Raw genomic sequence first — 25,233 nt, 5'->3', positions numbered from 1 at the left:
GTTGATGAAAATACTTTCCGACAAATATAACCTCCAAATCCTGCACGAAGACAATCATATTATTGTGGTGAACAAACGTGTGGGCGATATTGTACAAGGCGATAAAACGGGCGACAAACCACTTTCCGATGTCGTAAAAGAATACATCAAAGATAAATACAACAAACCCGGTGAAGTTTTTTTGGGAGTTGTACATCGATTAGACAGACCTACAACCGGAATCGTAGTTTTTGCCAGGACCAGTAAAGCATTGGTACGATTGAATGAATTGTTTAAAAATCGTGAAACCCAGAAGACCTATTGGGCAATCGTGAAAAACAAACCTCAAAAACCAGAAGACAAACTTGTTCATTTTTTAAAAAGAAATGAAAAAAACAACACTTCGAAAGCGCATATCAATGAAGTTCCTGAGAGCAAATTAGCTAGTTTAGATTATAAAATTGTCCAGGAACTAAACAATTATTTTGCTTTAGAAATCAATCTCCACACCGGACGACACCACCAAATAAGAGCGCAACTTTCGGCAATTGGTTCTCCCATAAAAGGAGATTTAAAGTATGGTTTTGACCGAAGTAATCCTGATGGAGGCATACATTTACACGCTCGAAAGTTGGCGTTTATTCATCCTGTATCCAAAGAAAATATAATAATAATTGCCCCAGTTCCAAATGATATTATTTGGAATGCTGTTTAATTTTAAAAAAATGTATCTTTAGAACCTAATTATAGTCTTTAAAATATGGAATACAAAACCAATATTAATTTCAGAAAAGAAGTATTGATCAAATTGTTAAATGCCGTTATAGTTCATGAAAACAAAATAATTCAAGCCTTACATGATGATTTTAAAAAACCAGCTTTCGAAGCGGTGCTTACTGAAACCAACTATGTTAAATCAGAATTAAAGGACACTATCAAGAACTTGAAAAATTGGGCAAAACCCAAAAGAATCTTTCCTTCGCTACTAAATTTCCCCTCGAGCGATTATATTTACAAAGAACCTTACGGAAAAGTATTGATACTTGCACCATGGAATTATCCATATCAACTAGCACTATGTCCTTTGATATCAGCCGTTTCGGCAGGAAATCAAGTGGTTTTAAAACCATCTGAACTCACACCAAATACATCCGAAATTATTGCTAAAATCATTAGTGAAGTATTCGACAAAAGCCACGTTGAAGTAGTTCAAGGAGGAGTTGAAGTTTCACAAGAATTACTTGCTAAAAACTGGGATTATATATTTTTTACAGGAAGTGTTACCGTGGGAAAAATTGTCGCTAAAGCCGCAGCTGAAAATCTAACGCCAGTAACACTAGAACTGGGTGGAAAAAACCCATGTATTATTGATGAAACCGCTAACTTGAAACTGGCCGCAAAAAGAATTGTTTGGGGAAAATTCATGAATGCTGGTCAAACGTGTATTGCACCAGATTATATCTTGATTCAAAAAGGTATGAAAAATAATTTTGTAACTTATTTGAAAGAAGAAATTACAAAAGCTTATGGAGAAAACCCAAATAAATCAAATGATTTTGCAAGGATAGTAAATTCAAAAAACTGCCAACGATTGGTTAAAATGATTGAACCTGAAAAAGTTGTTTTTGGCGGAGAATATGACATCGAAGATTGCTATATATCCCCAACACTTATTGAGGAAACTTCAATTGATAGTTTAATCATGAAAGAAGAGATATTTGGACCAATATTACCCATCCTTACTTATGAAAATGAAATTGAAATTGAAACCATAATTTCAAAATACGAAAAACCATTAGCATTGTATGTCTTTTCAGACAACTACTCTTTTTCAAAAAAAATAATTCAAAAATATTCTTTTGGTGGAGGTTGTATTAACGACACCATGATTCAATTTGGTAATAAACGATTGCCTTTTGGCGGAGTAGGACACAGTGGTATTGGTGCTTATCACGGGAGTTTGAGTTTTGATGTCTTTTCCCATAATAAAAGCATTGTTAAAAAAGCAAACTGGTTAGATTTTCCTATTAGATACGCTCCTTATAAAGGCAAATTAGCAACAATTAAAACAGTATTAAAATGGTTGTAGCTAACGAAAAAACGGTAAGTGAAGCGATACAATATAGACGCTCTGTACGTAATTTTAAGAAAGAATCTATCGACGATCAAAAAGTTAGAGAATGCATTCGCCTAGCCACATTAGCAGCAACAAGCAGCAACATGCAACTTTGGGAATTCTACCATATTGTTTCTCCGGAGATTTTAATACAACTTTCAGATGCCAGTTTTAATCAAGGTGCGGCAAAAACAGCCCAACAAATGGTAGTTGTAGTGGCCAGAAAAGATTTGTGGAGAAAGCGAATGCAATCGAATATTGCTTTTTTAAAGTCGCAATATGGCGATAAACCAGCATCCGATTATTCTAAAAGAGAAAAATTTGCGCTTAATTATTATAAAAAAGTGATGCCTAGTATTTATGCCGATTTTTTGGGAATCTTGGGAATGGTAAAATTTATGGCGTTTCAGATCATTGGAATATTCAGACCCATTTATAGACAAGCCAGACGAAGCGACATGAGAATTGTGGCGCAAAAAAGTGCCGGACTTGCAGCACAAAACTTCATGATAAGCATGGCTGCAATAGATTATGACACCTGTCCGATGGAAGGCTTCGATTCAAAAATGGTTAAAAAAACTTTAAATTTGCCCTCTTCATCCGAAATAAATATGATAATCGCTTGTGGTCTTCGCGAAGAAAATGGAATTTATGGAGAACGTTTTAGAATCCCTTTCGAAGATGTCTATTTCAAAAAATAACTATATTCAACTAATAAAATAATCAACATACATGAGTACTACAAAAGAACGTATAGAAGAAATTAGATCCAATGGATACCAACTAGATTTTGGAACTGTTTTTGAGCATGCCTTCGAAAATTACAGAAAAATCGCCTTATATGCCGGTTCCATGCTCTTGGTTTTTTCGGTTTTGATAGGAATTGTAGTTATTGGAATTGCATTTTCGGTTGCTACCGCCATTTTTAATGTAGATGTGGACAGCATTACTAAAATGTTGCAACCTGAAAATTTACAACCCGAGAATTTTTCAGTAAACTTTCTTTTAATTTATTTTACAATCATCGTTCTAATTACCTGTTTAATAAGTCCTTTTCAGGCTGGATTTCTTAAAATGGCCGATTGCGGTGAAAAAGGCGAGGAATTTCACGTTGCTACAATTTTCGAATATTATAAAGCCCCTTATTTTAAGGAAATTATTGTTTCGACATTTCTAATCACTTTAATGAGCGCAGGGCTTTCAATGGCTATTGAATTTTCAGGAATTAAAATCATTGGAACGATTATTTCCATGACAATATCATTTTTAACTTTTTTGACAATCCCATTAATTGTCTTCGGAAAATTAGATGCAACAGAAGCTATTAAATCAAGTGTCGTAATTATCGCTAAACAACCATTCCTTCTTTTAGCATTGCTAATTGTGGCAGGTATTGCATCGATAGTGGGTTTTATAGGATGTTGTATCGGTGTGTTTTTCACCATTCCGTTTGTGTATTCAATGTACTACGTTATTTATTCAGAAATCATAGGAGTAGATTCTGAAAGCGAAATGGAGGAAATTATCGAAAGCTAAAATTTAAATCCCTTAAATTTAGTAAAAACTATAAACAAAAAAAATCGGATTAAAACCCCGAGTTTTTTGTGTGAAATATCAAAATATTTAATCCAATAATCCTTCCTTATACGAGTTATTAGATTAAAAAATTCGGATATTCATAGCGCTATTAATTTTGAAGCTACTTCAAATTACCAATTGTTCAGCCTGTTTTTTAAAAATAAAAATGACCAATTTTAGTAATTAGATAAGGGTTTTAAAAATATTTTATTCTAACAAAGTCAAGTATTCAAAAGCACATCCGTAAAATTAGCAGTACCTTTGCGCAAAATTAAAGAAGTAAACTAAATAATAGTGTTTACTTCATAAACACTATTTATGTCATTTAACTCACTCGGTTTATCTGATGCTTTATTAAAAGCCATCAACAAAAAAGGATACACAACACCATCCCCAATACAACAAAAAGCAATTCCACCCATTTTGGAAGGTAAAGATGTATTGGCATCTGCACAAACAGGAACAGGGAAAACAGCAGGGTTTACATTACCCATATTACAAATACTATCACTAGGAAAACACTTAAGTAACAGACCCATTCGTGCCTTAATACTAACACCTACACGTGAATTAGCGGCACAAATATTGGCTAATATAAAAGAATACGGTGAGTTTTTAGATTTACGCAGCACCGTAATTTTTGGTGGAGTAAACCAAAACCCACAAGTAGCTCAATTGCGTCAAGGCATCGATATTTTAGTAGCCACGCCCGGTCGATTAATAGATTTGCAAAATCAAGGTTTAATATCACTGTCTAAAGTTGAAATTTTAGTTTTAGATGAAGCCGATCGCATGCTCGACATGGGGTTTTTACGAGATATTGAACGCATTATGAAAGTTTTACCCTCCAAAAGGCAAAACCTGATGTTTTCGGCGACCTTTTCAAAAGACATTAAGCAATTGGCAATGGGTATTTTGCACCATCCAGTTCAAGTGGAGGCAACACCCGAAAACACAACTGTTGAAGCGATTATTCAAAAAGTATATCCTTGTGCCAAAGAGAAAAAAACCGAATTAATAATCAAACTGATTACGGAAGGCAATTGGAAACAAATTTTAGTATTTACACGAACCAAACAAGGTGCTAATAAACTGACCGAAAGCATGATTAGTGCTGGCATTAAAGCCGCAGCAATTCACGGCAATAAAGGTCAAGGCGCAAGAACAAAGGCTTTAGCCAGTTTCAAAAACGGAAGCCTAACCGCTTTAGTGGCTACAGATATTGCCGCTCGAGGTCTAGACATCCCCTTATTACCACATGTTGTTAATTTTGAATTGCCTAATATTCCGGAAGATTACGTACACCGAATAGGTAGAACAGGTCGTGCTGGAGCAAGTGGAGAAGCGATTTCTTTATTTAGTCCAGACGAAACTGTTTTTCTACGTGATATCGAAAAATTGGTGGGTTTGAAATTGCCGAAAGAGCAAATTAAAGGTTTTGAGCCCGATCCTAACGCATCAACAGAGCCAATAAAACAAGGTCAAGGCCGACAACAACGCAATTCAACTCCAAGAAATCCTAAAACGGATAATGTAAACCGAAGCAGTAATAACAGTTTTGGTCCAAGACGCCCACAACAAAACAACGACAGAAGATCTAATAGATAATCGCCACTAAAAACCGTTGTATTTTATTGTTTTCAGCAGCAGACTATTTTTGTTTCTTAAGAACCTATTTCCCGCTATACACTACAATCTCCCGAAGAAAAATCGGGAGGATTTCCGTTTCTATCGGGGCTATTATTCCCGATTTATTTCCTTAATAACTTCTTATTCAAAACTTTAGAAAACAAAGTTAGTTTCTTTATAAACACATTTTACTTTATTTGTCAGTTTGCTCTCGTCCGGATACAAACTGCGCTATCCAATAGTTGTGATAATTTATGGAACGAATAAAATCAATGTTTTTACCCGATTGTACAGATATATTAAATAGTTCTAGTGAAGATAGTGCAACATTGCTTGAAGTGTCAATTCCAACAACACACTAAATCACCCCAACCAACCATCTCTATCCAAACTTCGATACTGAATAGCTTCGGCAATGTGAGCAGAAATAACTTTTGGAGCGGCTTCTAAATCTGCGATGGTTCTGGCGACTTTCAGAATTCTGTCATAAGCTCGAGCCGAAAGATTCAAACGTTCCATTGCGGTTTTCAGTAATTGTTTCGAAACATCATCCAGCGCACAATATTCCCGAATGTGTTTGGTATTCATCTGCGCATTGTAATGGATGTTTTCCATTTGCACAAAACGTTCCGTTTGAATTTCGCGTGCAGCAGTTACTCGTTTCCGAATTTCGACACTGCTTTCGGCTTTTGCATCTTCCGATAATTTTTCGAAAGGAACGGGCGTAACTTCAATATGAATGTCGATTCTGTCCAATAATGGTCCCGAAATCTTGCTCAAATACCGTTGCATTTCGTGTGGCGAAGATGTTTGTGGAGAATCAGGATCGTTAAAAAAACCACTTGGGCTCGGATTCATACTGGCAACCAACATAAATGACGAAGGATAAGTCACGGTAAATTTGGCTCTGGAAATGGTCACTTCCCTATCTTCCAATGGTTGACGCATTACTTCTAGTACATCGCGTTTAAATTCCGGTAATTCATCGAGAAACAAAACACCATTGTGCGCCATCGAGATTTCGCCGGGTTGTGGATAACTTCCGCCTCCAACTAAAGCCACATTTGAAATCGTATGGTGCGGACTTCGAAATGGTCGTTGATTCATCAATCCAGCTTCTTTTAATTTTCCGGCTACACTATGAATTTTCGTAGTTTCGAGCGCTTCTCGCAAAGTCATTGGTGGCAAAATACTGGGCAAACGTTTAGCAAGCATTGTTTTTCCTGCACCTGGCGGACCTATAAGAATTATATTATGTCCGCCAGCTGCGGCGATTTCCATACAGCGCTTAATGCTCTCCTGCCCTTTGACGTCACTAAAATCAAATTCAGGAAAGTCTAATGATTTATAAAATTCGGCTCTAGTATCTATGATTGTAGGTTCTAAAGTTCCTTCTCCTTCGAGAAAATCAATGACTTGCTGAATATTTTCTATTCCGTAAACGTCTAAACCAGTAACAATTGCAGCTTCTTTTACGTTTTGCATTGGAAGAAAAAAACCTTTGAAACCTTCTTCTTTGGCTTTTATAGCTATGGGTAGCGCCCCGCGAATGGGTTGCAACCCACCATCGAGAGATAGTTCGCCCATGATAATATATTTATCAATTTCGGCTGCTTTAATTTGGGCGGAAGCCACCAGAATACCAATGGCGAGGGTTAAATCATAAGCCGATCCTTCCTTTCTCAAATCAGCGGGAGCCATATTAATTGTGATTTTCTTGCCCGGCATAGTGTAGCTATTATTTTTTAAAGCCGCTGCAATTCGATAACTACTTTCCTTTATGGCATTGTCGGGCAAACCAACTAAATGGTATCCGATTCCTTTGTCGATATTTACTTCCACCGTAATTGTTGTGGCTTCGACCCCAAACACCGCGCTTCCATAAACTTTTACCAGCATAGTTATTTATTTGTTTTAAAATTATAGAAAACAATTGAATAAAAAGACATTATAATCAAATCATTTTAAAAAAAACAAATAAGTATTCACTTACTTTTAACGCTATCTAAGGAACCCATCAAAAAAATAGTTTAATAAAGTTGTTTGAAATTTAAAATACTTTCAATACTTTTAATGAAAATTAATTTAAAAAGCTATGAATCGAATTTTTCTAATCCTCATTTTGAGCCTTTTTATTCCAAAAATTAGTGCTCAAGAATATTTTCCAAATAATGAAAGTGTTCAAAACAAAAACAACAATTTTACTGCATTTACTAATGCAAAGATTTATGTAACTTCAACTCAAATCATTGAGAAAGGGACATTGCTAATCCAAAACGGCAAAGTTATTAATGCTGGAACCAACGTTCAAATTCCAAAAAATTGTACAACAATAAACCTGGAAGGGAAATCAATTTACCCTTCGTTTATAGATATATACACCGGTTTTGGAATTGAAACACCAAAAAACAGTGGTAATTCTGCAAGAGGACAATTATATGACACTAAACGTTTAGGATATTATTGGAATGAAAACATTCGCTCTGAAGTCAATGGTTTTGAAAATTTTAATTATGATCAGCCAAAAGCCGAGGAATTATTAAAAGCAGGTTTTGGAGTTGTAGGAACACATGTTCAAGATGGAATTGCTCGTGGTACAGGAATTTTAGTTGCTTTGAATAATAGTGATAAAAGCAACCGATTATTAGCTAATAAAATCACCAATCATTTTGGATTTACAAGAAGCGCAACAACAAGTCAATCCTATCCAAGTTCCTTGATGGGTATGATGGCCTTGCTTCGCCAAATGTATTTAGACGAAAATTGGTATAAAAAAGGAAATACTAAAACTACCGATTTATCTTTAGAAGCATTAATGAAAAATGAAAAACTAGTTCAGATTTTTACTACCGAGGATAAATTAAATAGTTTAAGAGCTTCAAAAATTGGAAAAGAATTTGGATTAAATTATGTTTTAAAAGGTTCTGGAAATGAGTTCGAAAGAATTCAAGATATAAAGAACACCAACTCAAAATTTATTATTCCAATAAACTTTCCAGAAGCTTATGATGTTTCAAATACATTTCAAGCAGATCAAATAGATTTAAGTGATCTTCGTTTTTGGAATCAAGCACCAACTAATCTAAAAGTATTGTCAGACAACAATGTAGTTTTTGCCTTGACAACTGATAAATTAAAAAAAATGGAGGATTTTAGAATTAATCTTTTAAAAGCAATAAAATATGGCTTTGACAAAACCAAAGCATTGGAAGCATTGACAACAATTCCAGCTTCTATACTTGGAAGAAGTAATGAAATAGGAAGTTTGAAAACAGGAAGTTATGCTAATTTTGTAATCACTTCGGGAGAAATTTTTGAAGAGAAAACAATTTTATACGAAAACTGGGTTCAAGGAAGCAAGTTCGTTGTAAATGATATGACCGCAAAAGACATCCGTGGTAATTATGACTTGACTATAGATACTGAATCTTATAAATGGAAAATTGAGGGAGAAATTGCTGCTCCCAAATCACAAGTAACCACGAATGCTAAAAAGGTAAACTCAAAACTTACGTTTGCTAATAATTGGATTACCGCTTTAGTTAAATCAAATGATTCTATTAATCCGAGTTTTACGAGATTGAGTGGTTTTGTCGAAAATACTGAAAATCTTTCGGGTAAGGCAATAATGCCTAATGGAAACGAAGTAAATTGGTCTGCCATTAAAACTGCCCCTTTTATTATAGTAAAAGACACTTTAAAACCTGAAAAAATAAATCCAGTTATGCCTGTGACTTTTCCAAATATTGCTTTTGGGAACATTCAAAAACCAGCACAACAAACCTTGCTATTCAAAAACGCCACGGTTTGGACTAATGAAAAAGAAGGAATTCTTGAAGAAACAGATGTTTTAGTCAAAAACGGAAAAATTGCTGCTATTGGGAAAAACCTTTCTGATGCAACTGCTACAATAGTCCTGGCAAAAGGGAAACATTTGACCAGTGGAATAATTGATGAGCACTCCCATATTGCTATTTCGAAAGGCGTCAATGAAGGCGGACACAATTCTAGTGCCGAAGTTACAATTGAAGATGTTGTAAACTCTGAAGATATCAATATTTATAGAGATTTAGCTGGTGGAGTAACTACTTCGCAATTATTGCATGGTTCTGCAAACCCTATTGGCGGACGTTCTGCGATTGTGAAATGGAAATGGGGTTTGTCCCCAGAAGAAATGCTGTACAAAAACCAACCAAAATTTATCAAATTTGCTTTGGGAGAAAATGTAAAACAATCCAATTGGGGAAATTTAAATCCAACCCGTTTTCCTCAATCAAGAATGGGAGTTGAGCAAGTTTTCACTGATTATTTTCAACGTGCCAAAGAATATGATTTGGCTTGGAAAACTTATAACTCAAATCCGAAAAAAGACTTAATTAAAAGCCCTAGAGTAGATTTAGAACTACAAACTTTGGCCGAAATTTTAAATAAAGAACGATTTATAACCTGTCACTCCTATGTACAATCAGAAATTTTAATGCTGATGAATGTAGCCGAAAAATTTAATTTTAGAGTAAATACGTTCACTCACATACTTGAAGGTTATAAAGTAGCCGACAAAATGAAAGAACACGGTGTAGGAGCCTCGACATTCTCTGATTGGTGGGCCTATAAATTTGAAGTAAACGATGCAATACCTTATAATGGTCCAATTATGCATAATCAAGGTTTAGTTGTAGCCTACAATTCAGATGATGCCGAAATGTCTCGTAGGTTAAACCAAGAAGCGGCTAAAGCAGTAAAATACGGAAATATTTCTGAAGAAGAAGCTTGGAAATTTGTCACTTTAAATCCTGCTAAATTATTGCATATTGATGATAAAGTAGGAAGCGTAAAAGTGGGCAAAGATGCAGATATCGTTATTTGGAACGACAATCCGCTTTCTATATATGCAAAAGCTGAAAAAACGTTGATTGAAGGCGTCGTATATTACGATGTAGAGAAAGAGGAACAACAAAGAGTTTCTATTGACAACGAAAGAAATGAATTAATTGGTCAATTGTTACAAGAAAAAAACAAAGGATCGAATACTCAAGAGCCTAAGAAAAAAGAGAGAAAAGAATACCATTGTGACACTTTAGAACAATAAAAATGAGAAAGATATATATAATAGTATTAATATTTAGTTTCTGTTGTCCTATTAAGGCACAACAAATACCAGCCACAAAACAAGCTAAATCCATTTTGATTCTTAACGCTACTGCACATTTGGGTAATGGAAAAGTAATCGAAAAAAGTGCCATCGGTTTTAAAGATGGTAAAATTACATTAATTGCTGACACTAGATTAAATGAATTATCTAATGAAGCCTATGACATTACGATTGAAGCCTCTGGAAAACATGTTTATCCTGGTTTTATTGCGCCAAATTCTACACTAGGATTAGTCGAAGTTGATGCCGTAAAAGCTTCAGACGATGAAAGCGAAATTGGAGATATGAACCCACATATAAGAAGTATAATTGCTTATATGGCAGATTCAAAAGTAACAGAAAGTGTTCGCCCTAATGGAATTTTAATGGCTCAAATTACTCCTCGAGGAGGAACAATATCAGGAACATCATCAATCGTACAACTTGATGCTTGGAACTGGAAAGATGCCCTGATAAAAGAAAACGACGGCATACACTTAAACTTTCCTTCGACAATAAAACGAAGTGGATGGTGGGCAGAGCCAGGAAGACTTGAAGCAAATAAAGAATATTTAAAGCAAATTGAAAAAATTTCAGTTTTACTTGTTGATTCTAAAGCTTATTTAGCGGGACCTTTAAGAGAACGGAATTTAATTTTTGAATCTATGAAAGGAATTTTTGATGGAACACAAACTTTATATATTCATGCTAACGAAGAAAAACAGATCATCGACGCTGTTCAATTAGCCAAAGAAAATCAAGTGAAGAGAATAGTAATAGTTGGTGGGTTTGAAGCCTATAAAATTACCGATTTGTTACAAAAAAATAATATTGGAGTATTATTAAAAAATGTTCACGAAATGCCAGAAAGCGATGATCAAGATATTGATTTACCCTATAAAATGGCCAAGTTATTAACCGACAAAGGGATTCTTGTAGGCCTTGAAAATAGCGGTGGTATGGAAAGAATGCAAACACGAAATCTACCTTTTCTAGCTGGAACTTGTGCTGCATATGGCTTAAGCAAAGAACAAGCATTGCAATTAATTACATCAAATACAGCAAAAATATTAGGAATTGACAATCAATGTGGAACTTTAGAAGAAGGAAAAGATGCTACATTATTTATTTCTGAAGGGGATGCTCTTGATATGAGAACTAACAAATTGACTGATGCATTCATTCAAGGAAGAGCACTTCATTTAGAAACATATCAAAGTCAGTTAAATGCCAAATACAAAGGGAAATACCATCAAAAATAATATTTTAAAAGGGTTTAAAATGTATTTAAATAATTCATGTCCGTAATTAATGGGCCTACTTTTTTCTTTAAAAAAAATAGAAACATAGTCAACTTATGAAAAATATTTATATTCTACTTGCAACATTTGTACTATCAATAGCTGCAAATGCACAACATATTCCGGCTAATAAACAAACAAAATCCATTTTGATTCTTAACGCTACAGCACATTTAGGTAACGGAAAGATAATCGACAAAAGTGCTGTAGGCTTTAAAGAGGGTAAAATCATTTTGGTAAATGATGCTAAATTAATTCATGCATCAACTGCCCTCTTTGATCTTGTGATTGATGCGAGTGGAAAACATGTTTATCCTGGATTTATAGCGCCAAATTCGACTTTGGGTCTGGTAGAAGTTGATGCCGTTAAAGCATCGAATGATGAAAGTGAAATAGGCGAAATGAATCCACACATAAGAAGTATTATTGCCTATATGGCTGATTCAAAAGTAGTAGAGACAATACCTTCAAATGGCATTTTGACTGCCCAAATTACCCCTCGCGATGGTGTAATTTCAGGAACTTCATCAATAGTACAATTAGATGCCTGGAACTGGAAAGATGCGCTGATAAAAGAAAATGATGGTGTTCATATAGATTTTCCATTGGTCTATAGAAAAACAGGTTCTAAATTTGAACCTGGTTATGTCATTGTAAATAAAGATTACCTGAAACAAATTGAGAACATCTCACTTTTTTTGGAAAATTCAAAAGCCTATTTGGCAGTTACTTCTAAAGGAGTAAATTTAATTTATGAATCAATGAGAGGTCTTTTTGACGGAACACAAACACTATTTATTCATGCCAATAACGAAAAGCAAATAGTTGATGCCGTAAATTTATTTAAAAAATTTGAAATCAAAAAAATGGTGATAGTGGGTGGTTATGATGCCTATAAAACTACCGATTTATTACAAAAAAATACTGTTGGAGTATTATTGAGACGGGTTCATGATATGCCTGAAAACAGTGATGATGACATTGATTTACCTTATAAAATGGCAAAATTATTACTAGATAAAGGAATTCTTGTCGGTTTAGAAAATAGTGGATCTAAAGAACGAATGAGTACAATGAATCTCCCTTTTCTAGCTGGAACTTGCGCTGCATACGGTTTAGACAAAGAACAAGCATTGCAATTAATCACATTAAATACTGCAAAATTATTAGGAATAGACAACCGCTGTGGCTCATTAGAACTTGGAAAAGATGCTACACTAATTGTTTCGGAAGGTGACGCTTTAGATATGAGAACAAACAAATTGACTCATGCTTTTATTCAAGGAAGAATGATTAATCTTGAAACACATCAGACTAAACTTTACAATAAATACAAAACAAAATACAATCAAAAATAAATATAAGTTCACTTCCGTTTTTTTGCGTTTTTCCAAACATATATGTCATAAATGAACATCATACTCAGAACATTCAACCTCAAATTAAAACATACTTTTACAATATCCAGAGAATCATATGATGTACAGCCAACTTTAATTGTCGAATTACAAAGTTAGGGTTATTCTGGTTTTGGCGAAGCTACATCAAATCCCTATTACAAAATTATTGTAGATTCAATGAAAATTAATTTGGAAAAAATTATTCCATTTATCGAAAGTGTTACGAATGAAACTCCCGAAGAATTTTGGAAAAAAGCCCGACACCTTTTAAAGAATGATATGTTTTCCCTTTGTGCATTAGATATTGCCTATAATGATTTGTATGCACGCAAAAAAGAAAAAAAGCTCTATGATTTATGGGGATATTCGACTAATAATAATCCAATGACAGATTATACGATTGGCATTGATACTATCGAGAAAATGGTGTCAAAAATACAAGAATTGCCTTGGCCGATCTATAAAATTAAGCTTGGAACTAAAGAAGATATTGCCATTGTTACCGAATTAAGAAAACATACCGATGCTATTTTTAGAATTGATGCCAATTGTGGATGGTCAGTTTCCGAAACCCTAAATAATACCGTCCAGTTAAAAAAACTTGGAGTAGAATTCTTGGAACAGCCTTTGAAAGCGGACAATTGGGAAGGACACAAGGAAGTTTTTACTCATTCCGTTTTGCCAATAATTGCCGACGAAAGCTGCATTATCGAAGAAGATGTGGCAAAATGCCACAATCATTTTCACGGTGTCAATGTCAAATTAGTAAAATGTGGTGGACTTACTTCGGCAAGAAGGATGATTTCGCAAGCTAAAAGTTTAGGAATGAAAACAATGGTGGGTTGTATGACCGAATCTTCTGTAGGAATATCTGCCATTGCACATTTATTGCCCCAATTGGATTATGTAGATATGGACGGCGCATTATTGCTGGCTCAAGATATAGCCACTGGAGTAACTATTTCTGATGGTATCATAAAATACTCGCAACTCAATGGGACCGGCGTTACCTTATATCACTAATAATACTATTTGCTGATTATCCTTAATTAATATTATACAATCCTATACTTTTAATACAATAACCGATTGAAAAAATCCTGGGTTATAATAATTATTAGGTACATTAAGCTGAAATTATCCTAAATCAGCATTACTAAATTATAAATTTTGACATTTAATTATTTCATACCCATAAAATTTAAGGGGGTAAAATACAAATATGATAAAAATCACAGTTCAAGTTACTTTTTTTACGGGGGTATGAAATGATTTATATACTTTTATCGAAATTTAAAACTAAAAAACTATGCGAAAGATTATTTTAAGTATGATTCTAATCACGATTTTGGTGTTATCCATTTTTTTAATTTATTTGTTTCCAGAAAGTGCAACTTTAGGAGCACATGTTATCCCTCTAAAATTAGATACTGGAGACACGGCTTGGATGCTATGCGCAACAGGACTTGTATTATTAATGACTCCAGGACTAGGATTCTTTTATGGAGGTATGGTAGGTAAAAAGAATGTTATCAGTACTATGCTACAAAGTTTTATGGCTATGATAATTGTAACGGTCTTATGGGTTATAATTGGATTTGGTTTGTGTTTTGGCCCTTCTATTGGGGGGATAATTGGTGACCCAACATCTAATATGTTTTTTCAAGGTGTTAGTACCAACAGCGCATGGGAATTAGCCCCAACCATTCCTTTTATTCTCTTTGCATTATTCCAAGCAAAATTTGCCATCATTACTCCTGCCTTAATTACGGGAGCGATTGCTGAACGTGTTCGCTTTTGGGCCTACTTATTATTTATGGTATTATTCATATTATTCATATATGCACCGCTATGTCACATGACTTGGCATCCTGATGGATTGTTCTTTGGATGGGGAGTATTAGATTTTGCTGGCGGAACTGTGGTTCACATGAGTGCAGGATGGGCGGCTCTTGCAGGAGCTATGTTCTTAGGAAAAAGAAAAGGACAAAAACCAAATCCAGCTCGTATTACATATGTATTATTAGGAACTGGTTTGCTTTGGTTTGGTTGGTTTGGTTTTAACGCAGGATCTGCCGTTGGAGCTACTGGTATTGCTGCTCAAGCATTAGGAACTACAACTGTAGCTGCTGCTGCTGCTGCAATGGGCTGGGTGTTTCTTGATAAGATTCTTGGACACAAAATTTCTGCGATGGGAGCTTGTATTGGAGCCGTAGTCGGATTAGTTGCCATTACGCCTGCTGCCGGTTTCGTTTCTATACCTTCGTCTCTAGCAATAGGACTAATCGCTAGTATCATTAGTAATCTTGTAGTAACTATTGTACATAAAGGAAATAAAATTGACGATGCTTTAGATGTTTTTGCTTGTCATGGAGTTGGCGGTATGGTAGGTATGCTTTTAACTGGTGTATTCGCTTCAAATGCTGTAAATTCAGTAGTTGGTGATAATCAAGGATTAATTTATGGCGATGCAACACTATTTTTAATACAATTAAAAGCATTGATTATCGTTTCAATATTTGCTTTTACTGCTTCATACGCCTTATTCTTTATTGTAAATAAAATCACTCCTTTAAGAGTTTCTGAAGATAAAGAAGAACTTGGATTAGACATTTCTCAACACGGGGAATTCTTGTAATCCAAATAAACTCAAACTAACACGCTAAGAATTCGTTCTTAGCGTGTTTTTTTTTGCAGTAATATCTTTGATTTTGTTTGATACAGACCAAACGAATAATGAAAAACCTACAGCTATAAAAAAAAATGATTTATCTGTTTTTTAAAATAACAAAGCCTCCAACCTTTTTAAAATAGAATGGAAGCTTTATACTTATTTGTTTTATTATTTATTGAATTTTGAAATACCAATTTTTAACCAACTTTCATATTCCTTAACACTGGTGTAACTAATTGTTGGTGATATTTCATTCAAACTATTTCCGTTTAGGTCTGTCAAAACATACAATGGTTGCGTATTCGTTTTATATTTTGAAATCATAAAATCAGCCCATTTATCTCCAATCGTCTCAATTTCAGAGCCCGTAGTTTTTGAAGTAAATTGTTCGTTTTTTGGTAAATCTCGTTTGTCATCAACATATAAAGAAATGAGTACGACTTCCTTTTTTAAAATTGGTAAAACGCGTTCGTCTGACCACACATTGTTTTCCATTTTTCTACAATTTACACAGGCAAACCCAGTAAAATCTAGCATTACAGGCTTGTTAACTATTTTGGCGTAAGCCAAACCTTTATCATAATCATCAAAAATGACTATTTGATGTGGTCCTAATTTAGCACCTTCAGGTAAAATTGCCATTGAGGTATTGTTTCCAGAACTTCCAAACCCAAGAGGACTTTCACTATATTCCATTGGTGGCGGAAAAGCATTAATCAATTTTAGTGGCGCTCCCCAAAGCCCTGGAATCATATAAATTGTAAAAGAAAAAACGACTAATCCAAGCGATAATCTTCCTACTGAAATATGCGTCATTGGACTATCATGTGGCAAGGTAATTTTTCCAAATAAATAAAGTGCTAAAGTTCCAAAAACAGCAATCCAAATTGCCAAAAACACTTCTCTTTCCAGCAAATGCAATTGCAAAACCAGATCAGCATTAGACAAAAATTTGAATGCCAAGGCCAGTTCTAAAAATCCCAAAACAACTTTAACGGTATTGAGCCATCCTCCTGATTTTGGTAAGGAATGCAACCAGCCAGGAAACATTGCAAAAAGCATAAATGGCAAGGCTAAAGCCGATGAAAAACCGAGCATTCCTATAACTGGAGCAATCCCTCCTTTAGTAGCTGCTTGAACTAAAAGTGTCCCAACGATAGGTCCTGTACAAGAAAAGGAAACAATAGCTAATGCCAATGCCATAAATAAAATACCAATAATTCCGCCTCTATCTGCTTGACTATCGACTTTGTTTGCCCAAGAATTAGGTAACATAATTTCGAAAGCTCCCAGAAATGAAGCGGCAAAAACAATCAATAAAAGGAAGAAAATAAGATTAAACCAAACGTTAGTCGACAAGGCATTCAAAGCGTCAGCTCCAAAAATTGCTGTAACCGCTAAACCTAATATTACATAAATCAATATAATTGAAATTCCATAAATAATGGCATTTTCTATTCCTTTTGCTTTTGATTTACTTTGTTTTGTAAAAAAGCTTACCGTCATAGGAATCATCGGAAAAACACATGGCGTAAGCAAAGCGGCAAATCCAGACAAAAAAGCAATAAAAAATATGGACCACAATCCTTTTTGTTCAGCCTCTTTTGATGGATCAACATCTGATTTTAATAATGGAACATCTATTTTTTTATTGATTCCTGATTTTGAAATTTCCTCTTCAGCTATTATAGTATCTATTTTTACTGCATTTTCTACTACCTTTGCAATCGAAACAGAAGGAATTGTGAACGTGAATTTTTTCTCTAAATTAATGCAAGATTCTTTGCAAACCTGATAATTTAAATCTACTTCAATCTTTGGAATTTTTGGATTTAGAATTGAAATCTCTTGTTGAATTTGGGCATTTTTCACAAAGAAAGTTTCATTTACTTCAAAAATATCATTGTAAGCAGTTGTAGTTTTTCCTTCTTTGGCTTTACCAACTAAGTTAAAATTTCCTTTTTGGTTTATAAAAATCATCTCTAATGGCAATGGTCCACCGTCAGGAGTATACTGAGAATACATATGCCAATCATTTTCTATAATTCCATTAAAAGTCAACAAATAGGTGTTTTCTGATTTCTTTTCGATTTTGGTAGTCCATTTAACTGGATCTAGAATTTGCGAATTAGCGTTGGCGAAAGCCAAAAAGGCAATCAATAAAAAAATAATTTTCCTCATTATTCCAATTGTATTTTAAGTATATTTTTTGTTGTGTTTTCAATTTTAAAGCGTTCGTCTTGTCGAATCCCTACAATCCAAACAATCTGATTATTAGAACACAAAAGCCAAGTATTTTCTTTTTCGATAAGGGATAACTTTTCGTCTTTAAAAATCTTACTGACTTTTTTTGATTTCCCTCCCATACCAAAAGGTTGAAAAATATCTCCTTCTTTCCAGTGGCGCAAAACTAAAGGAAAGTACAACTTCTCTTCATCAACAAATATAGTTGTATTTAGTTCTATAGATATGTCATCTAGCTTACAAAACGAAAGATTTATGGGAATTTTAACATCTTTTTGGTTTTTATCAATAAAATATTCTTCGTTTTTGTCTACTGTATTTATAGGACTCAATATTAAAAAATTTCTGTTTTTCAGTAATCGAAATTCATCTGAATAGACCGTTTTTCCGGATTGACTTTCAACTAAATTATAAATGTCATTCCATGCCGAGAAACCAAATTCGTTGAGCCAATGATATAAATAGGATTTATAATTGGGCAATTTTATTAATTGATTCAAATCAAAATGCACCTCTTCTTCAATTTCTTTTGCCACTTGCTGATACACCATAATCGATGCATCTTCGGCCATTGTTTGTGATTCCTGTAAATAGTTTTGTGTTTTTTGAAAAGAGGAAATAAAATCAGGATTTAATTCCTTTAAAACAGGAACTAAATTATGTCTAATTTTATTCCGTAAGTATTTATCCGAGGCGTTACTACTATCTTCTCTCCATTCTATATTGTTTGTCTTGGCATAACTTTCTATTTCTTGACGAGAAAACAATAGAAGTGGGCGAATAATTTTATCATTTTGTGTTGGAATCCCAGTCAAACCATCTAATCCAGTTCCCCTAACAATATTGATGAGAAAAGTCTCTAAGTTGTCATCGGCGTGATGAGCCGTAAGAATATAGTCGTAGTTTTTGGTTTCTATTAATTCATAAAACCAGTTGTAGCGAAGTTCTCGAGCAGCAACTTGTGTCGAAAGTTTAAAATCTTTGGAGAAAGCCTCCGTATCAAAATGAGTGATAAATGATTCTATTTTGTTTGTATCTGCAAAATCTTGAACGAAATTTTGGTCGTCAAAACTTTCCAGCCCACGAAGTTGAAAATTACAATGAGCGATTGCAATATTGAAGTTTAATTTTTTAAACAAATCTACCATGACCATACTATCAATACCTCCGCTTGTTGCTAAAAGGAGTTTTTTTTCATTTAGAAAAGGAAAATTTTTGAGAATATATTTCTGGAATTTTTGCAGCATGTTCAAATTTAGTTATTTCTAATGAATTTAACTCAAAACTTCACGCATTGCTTTTGCCTTGAGTAAACATTCTTCATACTCCTTTTCTGGAACCGATTGAGAAGTTATGGCGCTTCCTACAGAGAAAGAGACATATTTATTCTGTTGGTTGTACAAAATACTTCGAATTACCACATTAAAATCAAAATCTCCAGTTGGAGAAAAATAACCCACTGCTCCACTATATAAACCTCTCTTTGTTTCTTCCATTTCTTCGATGATTTTCATTACCGAAACCTTGGGAGTTCCTGTCATACTTCCCATTGGAAATGTAGTTTTAATCGCATCAACAACAGAGTATTTACTGTCTAATTTTGAAGTAATAGTAGAAATCATTTGGTGTACTTGTTCAAAAGAATAAATACCACATAATTCCTCCACTTTAACAGAGCCTTTTTGTGCCGTTTTGGACAAATCATTACGAACTAAGTCAGTTATCATAATGTTTTCAGTACGTTCTTTTGTATCGTTAATCAATTTGTTTTTTGCATTTTCATCTTCAATTGGGTCAATAAATCGTTTTGCCGTTCCTTTTATCGGTTGAGAGATTAGTTGTTCTCCTACCTTTTTTAAATACCGCTCTGGAGAAGCACAAAGCAAAAATGACTTGTTATTTTTCATAAAAACAGCAAGTGGTGGTTTTGAAATTTCGTTGAGTTTTTGAAATTTTTCCAATGGATTTATGGTGGTATTTTCTACATAAAACTCCATACAAAAATTGGCTTCGTATATGTCACCACGATGAATATATTGAAGTATTTTTAATGTTTTTTCGAAATATTTTTCTTTTGAAATTCTCTGTTGAATCGCTATTGGGTTTTGAAAATTGGGTTTTAGGTTTGGGGTTTGAATAATTTCCTCAAAATCCTCCTCCACTTCATCATCACACATATGGAGATATTGAATTTCGAGTTGACTCCCTTTTAATAAAAATAATTTTTTTGGTTGGAATAAAAACAAATCCGGAAAGTTCAATCCATCAAAATTATTGGAATGCAAAATTTCTACATCATTTTTTAAATCATAAGACAAATATCCAAAAAGCCAGTCTTTTGTTGTCTGTTGATATTGTTTCAAGTTTTCGAAAGCATTTTGGTAATCCGTTTTTATAGAGGTAAATGCATCAACGGCGAGAACACAATCATAACTGGAATAATTCTGGTGATAATCGTTGCTATCCATAAAAACGACTTCTCTAAATTGTTGTGACCAAGTCAATAATTGTTGTTTGAATTGGTTTGGATTCTGAATATTTTTATTAATTGAAGTTCTCAAAGAAATTATGATTTTTTAAAAAACCAAAATTACAATAATTTTCAGGTATTTTTTTTTACATTTATACTATAATTAACCTTTAATCTGTAAATTATGAAAATCACAACTATCATTATCAGAACTTTAATTGGTCTTTTATTTCTTTTCACATCTGTCGGATTTTTTTTTAAAACTTTTTCCTGAACCTACAACCACTGGAAATTTTAAGGCTTTTCAGCTTGGTATTGTTGCATCTACTTATTTAATGCCTTTGGCAAAATCAATTGAATTGCTTTGTGGCTTGTCGTTCGTTACAGGTAGATATGTTACCTTAGCTAATATTCTGATTTTTCCTGTCACAATAAATATCCTTTTTATTAATTTTTTCTTGACTCCAGAAAAAATTCCTATAGCATTATTCGTTTTCTTCGGAAATTTATTTTTAATATATTCTCACTGGGAAAATTACAAAGGATTATTTGTAGCTAAATAGTGCTAAAAGATTATAAAAGTAAAACCCGCTTAAATCTTAAATATAGATTAAACGGGTTTTACTTTTATAAAAAAATTTATCTTTAATTAGACATGCAACGCTCTATTTTCCGTAGCAACTAATGCCGCTTCCTTTATTGCTTCCGCGAAAGTAGGATGTGCGTGACTCATTCTCGAAATGTCTTCTGCTGAGGCTTTGAATTCCATCGCAGTTACAGCTTCGGCAATTAAATCAGCACAACGAGCACCAATCATGTGTATGCCTAAAACTTCGTCGGTTTTTGTATCGGCAAGGATTTTTACAAACCCATCTAAATCGCCACTGGCTCTTGCTCTTCCTAAAGCTTTGAAAGGAAAACTTCCAGATTTAAATTCGACTCCGGATGCTTTTAATTGTTCTTCTGTTTGTCCCACCGCAGCCACTTCTGGCCAAGTATAAACTACTCCTGGAATTAAATTATAATTAATGTGCGGTTTTTGTCCTGCCAAGATTTCGGCAACCATGGTGCCTTCTTCTTCTGCTTTGTGTGCTAACATAGCACCACGAACTACATCGCCAATGGCGTAAATATTTGGAATATTAGTTTGCAAATGATCATTCACTTCTACCATGCCTCGATCTGAAATTTTTACACCCGCTTTATTGGCATTCAAACCGTCTGTATAAGGACGCCGCCCTACAGAAACCAATGAATAATCTCCTTGAAGAGTAATGGTTTCTCCTTTTGCATTTTCGGCTTGAACTGTCACGATATCGTCTTTTCTTTCCACTGATTTCACTTTGTGAGATACGTAGAATTTCATTCCTTGTTTTTTCAAAACTTTGGTCAATTCTTTAGACAATGAAGCGTCCATTCCGGGAATAATTCGATCCATAAATTCTACTATAGAAACTTGTGCTCCCAGTCGTAAATAGACTTGTCCTAATTCAATCCCAATAACTCCACCACCAATGATAACAAGGTGTTTTGGCACTTCTTTCAAACTCAACGCTTCCGTTGAAGTAATGATTCGTTCTTTATCAATTTTTATAAATGGTAATGATGATGGTTTAGAACCGGTTGCAATTATAATGTTTTTAGCTTCTATTGTTTCTGAAGTTCCATCTGCTTTTGCAACAGCAATGTGAGTAGCATCTACAAAGGATCCTAAACCATTGAAAACAGTTACTTTATTTTTGTCCATCAAATAATTGATTCCACCAGAAGTTTGATCAACAATTGCTTGTTTACGAGCAATCATTTTTTCTAAATTTACTTTTACTTCACCAGAAACTTCAATTCCGTGATCAGCAAAATGAGCAATTTCGCTATAATGGTGTGAGGATGACAACAATGCTTTTGATGGAATGCAGCCCACATTGAGACAAGTTCCGCCAAGAGTTGAATATTTCTCAATAATGGCTGTTTTGAAACCTAGCTGTGCGCAACGAATAGCAGAAACATATCCGCCTGGGCCAGAACCTATAATGACTACGTCAAATGAACTCATAGTTTTGTGTGTTTTTATTTTAAGTGTTGCAAAAATAAGTTTTTTTGTTTGAAGTTTAAAGATTTAGGAACGAATTACTACTTTTAAGTGATCAATTTTTAAATTTCAATTACCGAAGTGCTTTTGACCTCATTAATCATAAAAACGCTGTGCGTACTTCCAATATGATCTAATGTAGTGAGTTTCGTAACCAAAAATTCCCGATATGCTTCCATATCCTTCACTACAATTTTTAGGATATAATCATAATCACCACTCACATGATGACATTCTAAAATTTCTTTAAGCTTAATAACATCGCTCTCAAATTTTGTCAAAAATTCTTTAGTGTGTTGAATAAGCCTGATATGACAAAAAACCACAAATCCTTTTTCTACTTTCGAACGATTGAGCAGAACAACATATTTGTCTATAATCCCTTCTCTTTCTAGTTTTTTGATGCGCTCATAGACCGCAGTTACAGAAAGATTAAGTTTTAATGACAATTCCTTAGTGGTTTTTTTGCAGTCATTCTGTAAAAGAAAAAGCAACTTTTTGTCGATTGAATCTAGTGTCATATAATTTGAGTTTGATAAAAAATCTGGTTTTTTATTCAAATTTAATAAAATTTAGAATATTTTTCACTATTTAATAAAATTTGTAGTTTTAAAATCTAAATATTCATCAATATATTGATTATTATTCATCAGTTTTAGACTTTTGATAAGCTTTGTAAAAGTTTAAACTTTGACAAAGCTGGTTATTAAACGAAAATATTTTGTAAAATTAACTGCCATAGCCCAGGTAGAAGCGGCATCCTTTTTTTGCGATTTTTTTTGCAAAAAAAGATATAGCGAATAGCTGGATTAAGCTCCTAAAAAAAAATGAAAAAAAATGAAAAAATTTAATCCCGCAGACGAGATTCAAGATTTGCAATATTTTGGAGAATTTGGAGGTGTAAATCCTTCCATTTCTGATAGTTCAACCTATACGTTTTTGTCGGCAAAAACAATGTTCGACACTTTTGAAGGCAATGCTGAAGGTTGTTATTTGTATTCGCGACATTCCTCGCCAAGTAATTTATACTTAGATAGAGCATTAGCTTCGATGGAAGGAACAGAAACTGCAAATGTTGCCGCATCAGGAATGGGAGCTATAACAGCCACTCTATTGCAATTGTGCGGCTCAGGAGATCATATTGTTTCTAGCAGAACTGTTTATGGTGGAACGTATGCATTTTTGAAAAATTTCACTCCAAGATTAGGCATCAAAACCAGCTTTGTCGACATCACCAAAATGGACAAAGTAGAAGCAGCTATTACAAACGAAACTAAGGTTCTATATTGTGAAACTGTGAGCAATCCTTTACTCGAAATCGCCGACATTGCAAGTTTAGCAAAAATTGCAAAAAAGCATAATATCAAACTAGTTGTCGATAATACTTTTTCGCCCTTATCCGTTTCTCCTGCAAAATTGGGAGCTGATATTGTGATTCACAGTTTAACGAAATATATCAATGGAAGTAGTGATACGCTGGGCGGTGTGACTTGTGCCTCTCAAGAATTTATTGATAGTTTAAAAAACGTAAATAACGGAGCCAGTATGCTCCTTGGCTCTACTATGGATAGTTTACGATCGGCAAGTGTGATGAAAAATTTAAGAACTTTGCACATTCGAATAAAACAGCACAGCCATAATGCCATGTATTTAGCAACTCGTTTTGAAAAAGACGGAATAAAGGTTGTTTATCCAGGTTTGGAAAGTCATTCTGGACATAATTTGTATAAGAATATGATTAATCCAGAATATGGTTTTGGCGGAATGATGACTTTAGACGTTGGAGGTTTAGATACAGCCAATGAATTAATGGAGTTAATGCAAAGCAGAAAATTAGGCTATTTGGCAGTGAGTTTAGGTTTCTATAAAACCTTGTTTAGCGCACCTGGAACTTCTACATCCAGCGAAATTCCTCTAGAAGAACAAGTAACAATGGGTTTAACAGATGGTTTAATTCGCTTTTCTATTGGGTTAGATAACAATATTGAACGAACTTATCAAATGATGAAAGAAAGCATGGTTGAACTTGAAATTTTGTAGATTAATAATAAAAACCAAATTAAAAATCCGTTCCGTTACATAAAATAACGGGACGGCTTTTTTAAATTTTTCACTTTAGGACGATTATTTAAAAACAACACCGTATTTCAAAGCTTCGGCTTTAGCTTCGGGGACTAATTTTTTTAAATTAGCAATTCTTGTGGCATCTGCTGGGTGAGTGCTAAGAAATTCTGGGGCTTTATTTCCTCCGGAATTTGCAGCCATTCTTTCCCAAAATGTGATGGCTTGTTCTGGATTATAACCCGCGATTGCCATTAATATCAATCCTATCTTGTCGGCTTCGTTTTCATGACTTCTACTAAAGGGAAGCATCACTCCTACTTGAGATCCAATTCCGTAATATTGTTGCCACATTTCTTGTTTGCTAGCACTTTGATTTCCAGTTGCAACAGCAACTCCGGCTGCTCCAATTTGTTGGAATTTAGCTGCACTCATTCTTTGTGCTCCGTGATTAGCCAAAGCATGTGAAACCTCGTGTCCCATCACAGTAGCTAAACCTGCATCGTCTTTGGTTATTGGTAAAATACCTGAATAAACAACGATTTTTCCACCAGGCATACA

Annotated in this window: 17 protein-coding genes and 1 pseudogene; 11 read left to right on the top strand and 7 right to left on the bottom strand. The window is 34.1% G+C overall.

Annotated elements, in window-relative coordinates:
- Window positions 1–4: 4 nt before the first annotated feature.
- The 5 genes from AABM59_RS08115 to AABM59_RS08095 all read left to right on the top strand — a co-directional run bounded on the left by AABM59_RS08115 (window position 5) and on the right by AABM59_RS08095 (window position 5,281).
- On the top strand, window positions 5–694 hold the full coding sequence (locus tag AABM59_RS08115) for an RluA family pseudouridine synthase (protein ID WP_338408463.1): 690 nt from the start codon (window positions 5–7) through the stop codon (window positions 692–694).
- A gap of 45 nt (window positions 695–739) precedes the next feature.
- Window positions 740–2,068 carry an aldehyde dehydrogenase gene (locus tag AABM59_RS08110; RefSeq protein WP_338408462.1) on the top strand — a complete coding sequence of 443 codons (1,329 nt, stop codon included), beginning with the start codon at window positions 740–742 and terminating at the stop codon, window positions 2,066–2,068.
- Window positions 2,059–2,796, top strand: a complete 738-nt coding sequence (locus tag AABM59_RS08105; RefSeq protein WP_338408461.1) for a nitroreductase family protein — start codon at window positions 2,059–2,061, stop codon at window positions 2,794–2,796. Before AABM59_RS08110 ends, AABM59_RS08105 begins: the two co-directional genes overlap by 10 nt.
- A gap of 31 nt (window positions 2,797–2,827) precedes the next feature.
- On the top strand, window positions 2,828–3,631 hold the full coding sequence (locus AABM59_RS08100; protein WP_338408460.1) for a hypothetical protein: 804 nt from the start codon (window positions 2,828–2,830) through the stop codon (window positions 3,629–3,631).
- 360 nt (window positions 3,632–3,991) lie between these two features.
- Complete coding sequence (locus tag AABM59_RS08095; RefSeq protein ID WP_338408459.1) at window positions 3,992–5,281, top strand: DEAD/DEAH box helicase; 1,290 nt, start codon at window positions 3,992–3,994, stop codon at window positions 5,279–5,281.
- 384 nt (window positions 5,282–5,665) lie between these two features.
- Here the strand turns inward: AABM59_RS08095 and AABM59_RS08090 are convergent, their stop codons facing one another.
- Window positions 5,666–7,201: a YifB family Mg chelatase-like AAA ATPase gene (locus AABM59_RS08090; protein WP_338408458.1), complete on the bottom strand. Its 1,536-nt coding sequence runs from the start codon at window positions 7,199–7,201 to the stop codon at window positions 5,666–5,668.
- Window positions 7,202–7,397: 196 nt separating this feature from the next.
- Here AABM59_RS08090 and AABM59_RS08085 point away from each other — a divergent pair, with 196 nt between their 5' ends.
- The 5 genes and pseudogenes from AABM59_RS08085 (at window position 7,398) to AABM59_RS08065 (ending at window position 15,772) form a co-directional block, all read left to right on the top strand.
- Window positions 7,398–10,391, top strand: a complete 2,994-nt coding sequence (locus AABM59_RS08085) for an amidohydrolase family protein (RefSeq protein ID WP_338408457.1) — start codon at window positions 7,398–7,400, stop codon at window positions 10,389–10,391.
- Between the two features lie 2 nt (window positions 10,392–10,393).
- Window positions 10,394–11,695 carry an amidohydrolase family protein gene (locus tag AABM59_RS08080; protein ID WP_338408456.1) on the top strand — a complete coding sequence of 434 codons (1,302 nt, stop codon included), beginning with the start codon at window positions 10,394–10,396 and terminating at the stop codon, window positions 11,693–11,695.
- Between the two features lie 95 nt (window positions 11,696–11,790).
- On the top strand, window positions 11,791–13,092 hold the full coding sequence (locus AABM59_RS08075) for an amidohydrolase family protein (RefSeq protein ID WP_338408455.1): 1,302 nt from the start codon (window positions 11,791–11,793) through the stop codon (window positions 13,090–13,092).
- 51 nt (window positions 13,093–13,143) lie between these two features.
- Window positions 13,144–14,157: pseudogene (locus AABM59_RS08070) on the top strand (dipeptide epimerase).
- 286 nt (window positions 14,158–14,443) lie between these two features.
- Window positions 14,444–15,772 (top strand): ammonium transporter, encoded by a 1,329-nt coding sequence (locus AABM59_RS08065; protein ID WP_338408454.1) that lies wholly within the window; start codon window positions 14,444–14,446, stop codon window positions 15,770–15,772.
- 204 nt (window positions 15,773–15,976) lie between these two features.
- Here AABM59_RS08065 and AABM59_RS08060 read toward each other — a convergent pair whose 3' ends face one another.
- The 5 genes from AABM59_RS08060 to AABM59_RS08040 form a co-directional block, all read right to left on the bottom strand.
- Entirely contained in the window at window positions 15,977–17,989 is a 2,013-nt protein-coding gene (locus AABM59_RS08060; protein ID WP_338408453.1) for a cytochrome c biogenesis protein CcdA, read from the bottom strand.
- Window positions 17,989–19,299 carry a tRNA lysidine(34) synthetase TilS gene (tilS, locus tag AABM59_RS08055; RefSeq protein WP_338408452.1) on the bottom strand — a complete coding sequence of 437 codons (1,311 nt, stop codon included), beginning with the start codon at window positions 19,297–19,299 and terminating at the stop codon, window positions 17,989–17,991. Before tilS ends, AABM59_RS08060 begins: the two co-directional genes overlap by 1 nt.
- Window positions 19,300–19,326: 27 nt before the next feature.
- The gene (locus AABM59_RS08050; protein WP_338408451.1) at window positions 19,327–20,613 is read right to left on the bottom strand and encodes an anthranilate synthase component I family protein; all 1,287 of its coding nucleotides are present in this window, start codon (window positions 20,611–20,613) and stop codon (window positions 19,327–19,329) included.
- Window positions 20,614–21,171: 558 nt separating this feature from the next.
- A complete protein-coding gene (lpdA, locus tag AABM59_RS08045; protein ID WP_338408450.1) occupies window positions 21,172–22,575 on the bottom strand; it encodes a dihydrolipoyl dehydrogenase in 1,404 nt (467 codons plus the stop codon).
- 98 nt (window positions 22,576–22,673) lie between these two features.
- Window positions 22,674–23,132 (bottom strand): Lrp/AsnC family transcriptional regulator, encoded by a 459-nt coding sequence (locus tag AABM59_RS08040; RefSeq protein ID WP_338408449.1) that lies wholly within the window; start codon window positions 23,130–23,132, stop codon window positions 22,674–22,676.
- Between the two features lie 316 nt (window positions 23,133–23,448).
- On the opposite strand from AABM59_RS08040, the gene AABM59_RS08035 reads away from it, so the two are divergent.
- On the top strand, window positions 23,449–24,651 hold the full coding sequence (locus tag AABM59_RS08035) for an aminotransferase class I/II-fold pyridoxal phosphate-dependent enzyme (protein ID WP_338408448.1): 1,203 nt from the start codon (window positions 23,449–23,451) through the stop codon (window positions 24,649–24,651).
- A gap of 84 nt (window positions 24,652–24,735) precedes the next feature.
- Here the strand turns inward: AABM59_RS08035 and AABM59_RS08030 are convergent.
- Window positions 24,736–25,233: M48 family metallopeptidase (locus AABM59_RS08030; RefSeq protein ID WP_338408447.1), on the bottom strand; the 498-nt coding region annotated here is incomplete at its 5' end.

Origin of the sequence: uncultured Flavobacterium sp. (assembly GCF_963925185.1) — a bacterium.
In the GTDB taxonomy this organism is placed as follows: Bacteria; Bacteroidota; Bacteroidia; order Flavobacteriales; family Flavobacteriaceae; genus Flavobacterium.
This window is presented reverse-complemented; position numbering and strand designations above follow the sequence as displayed.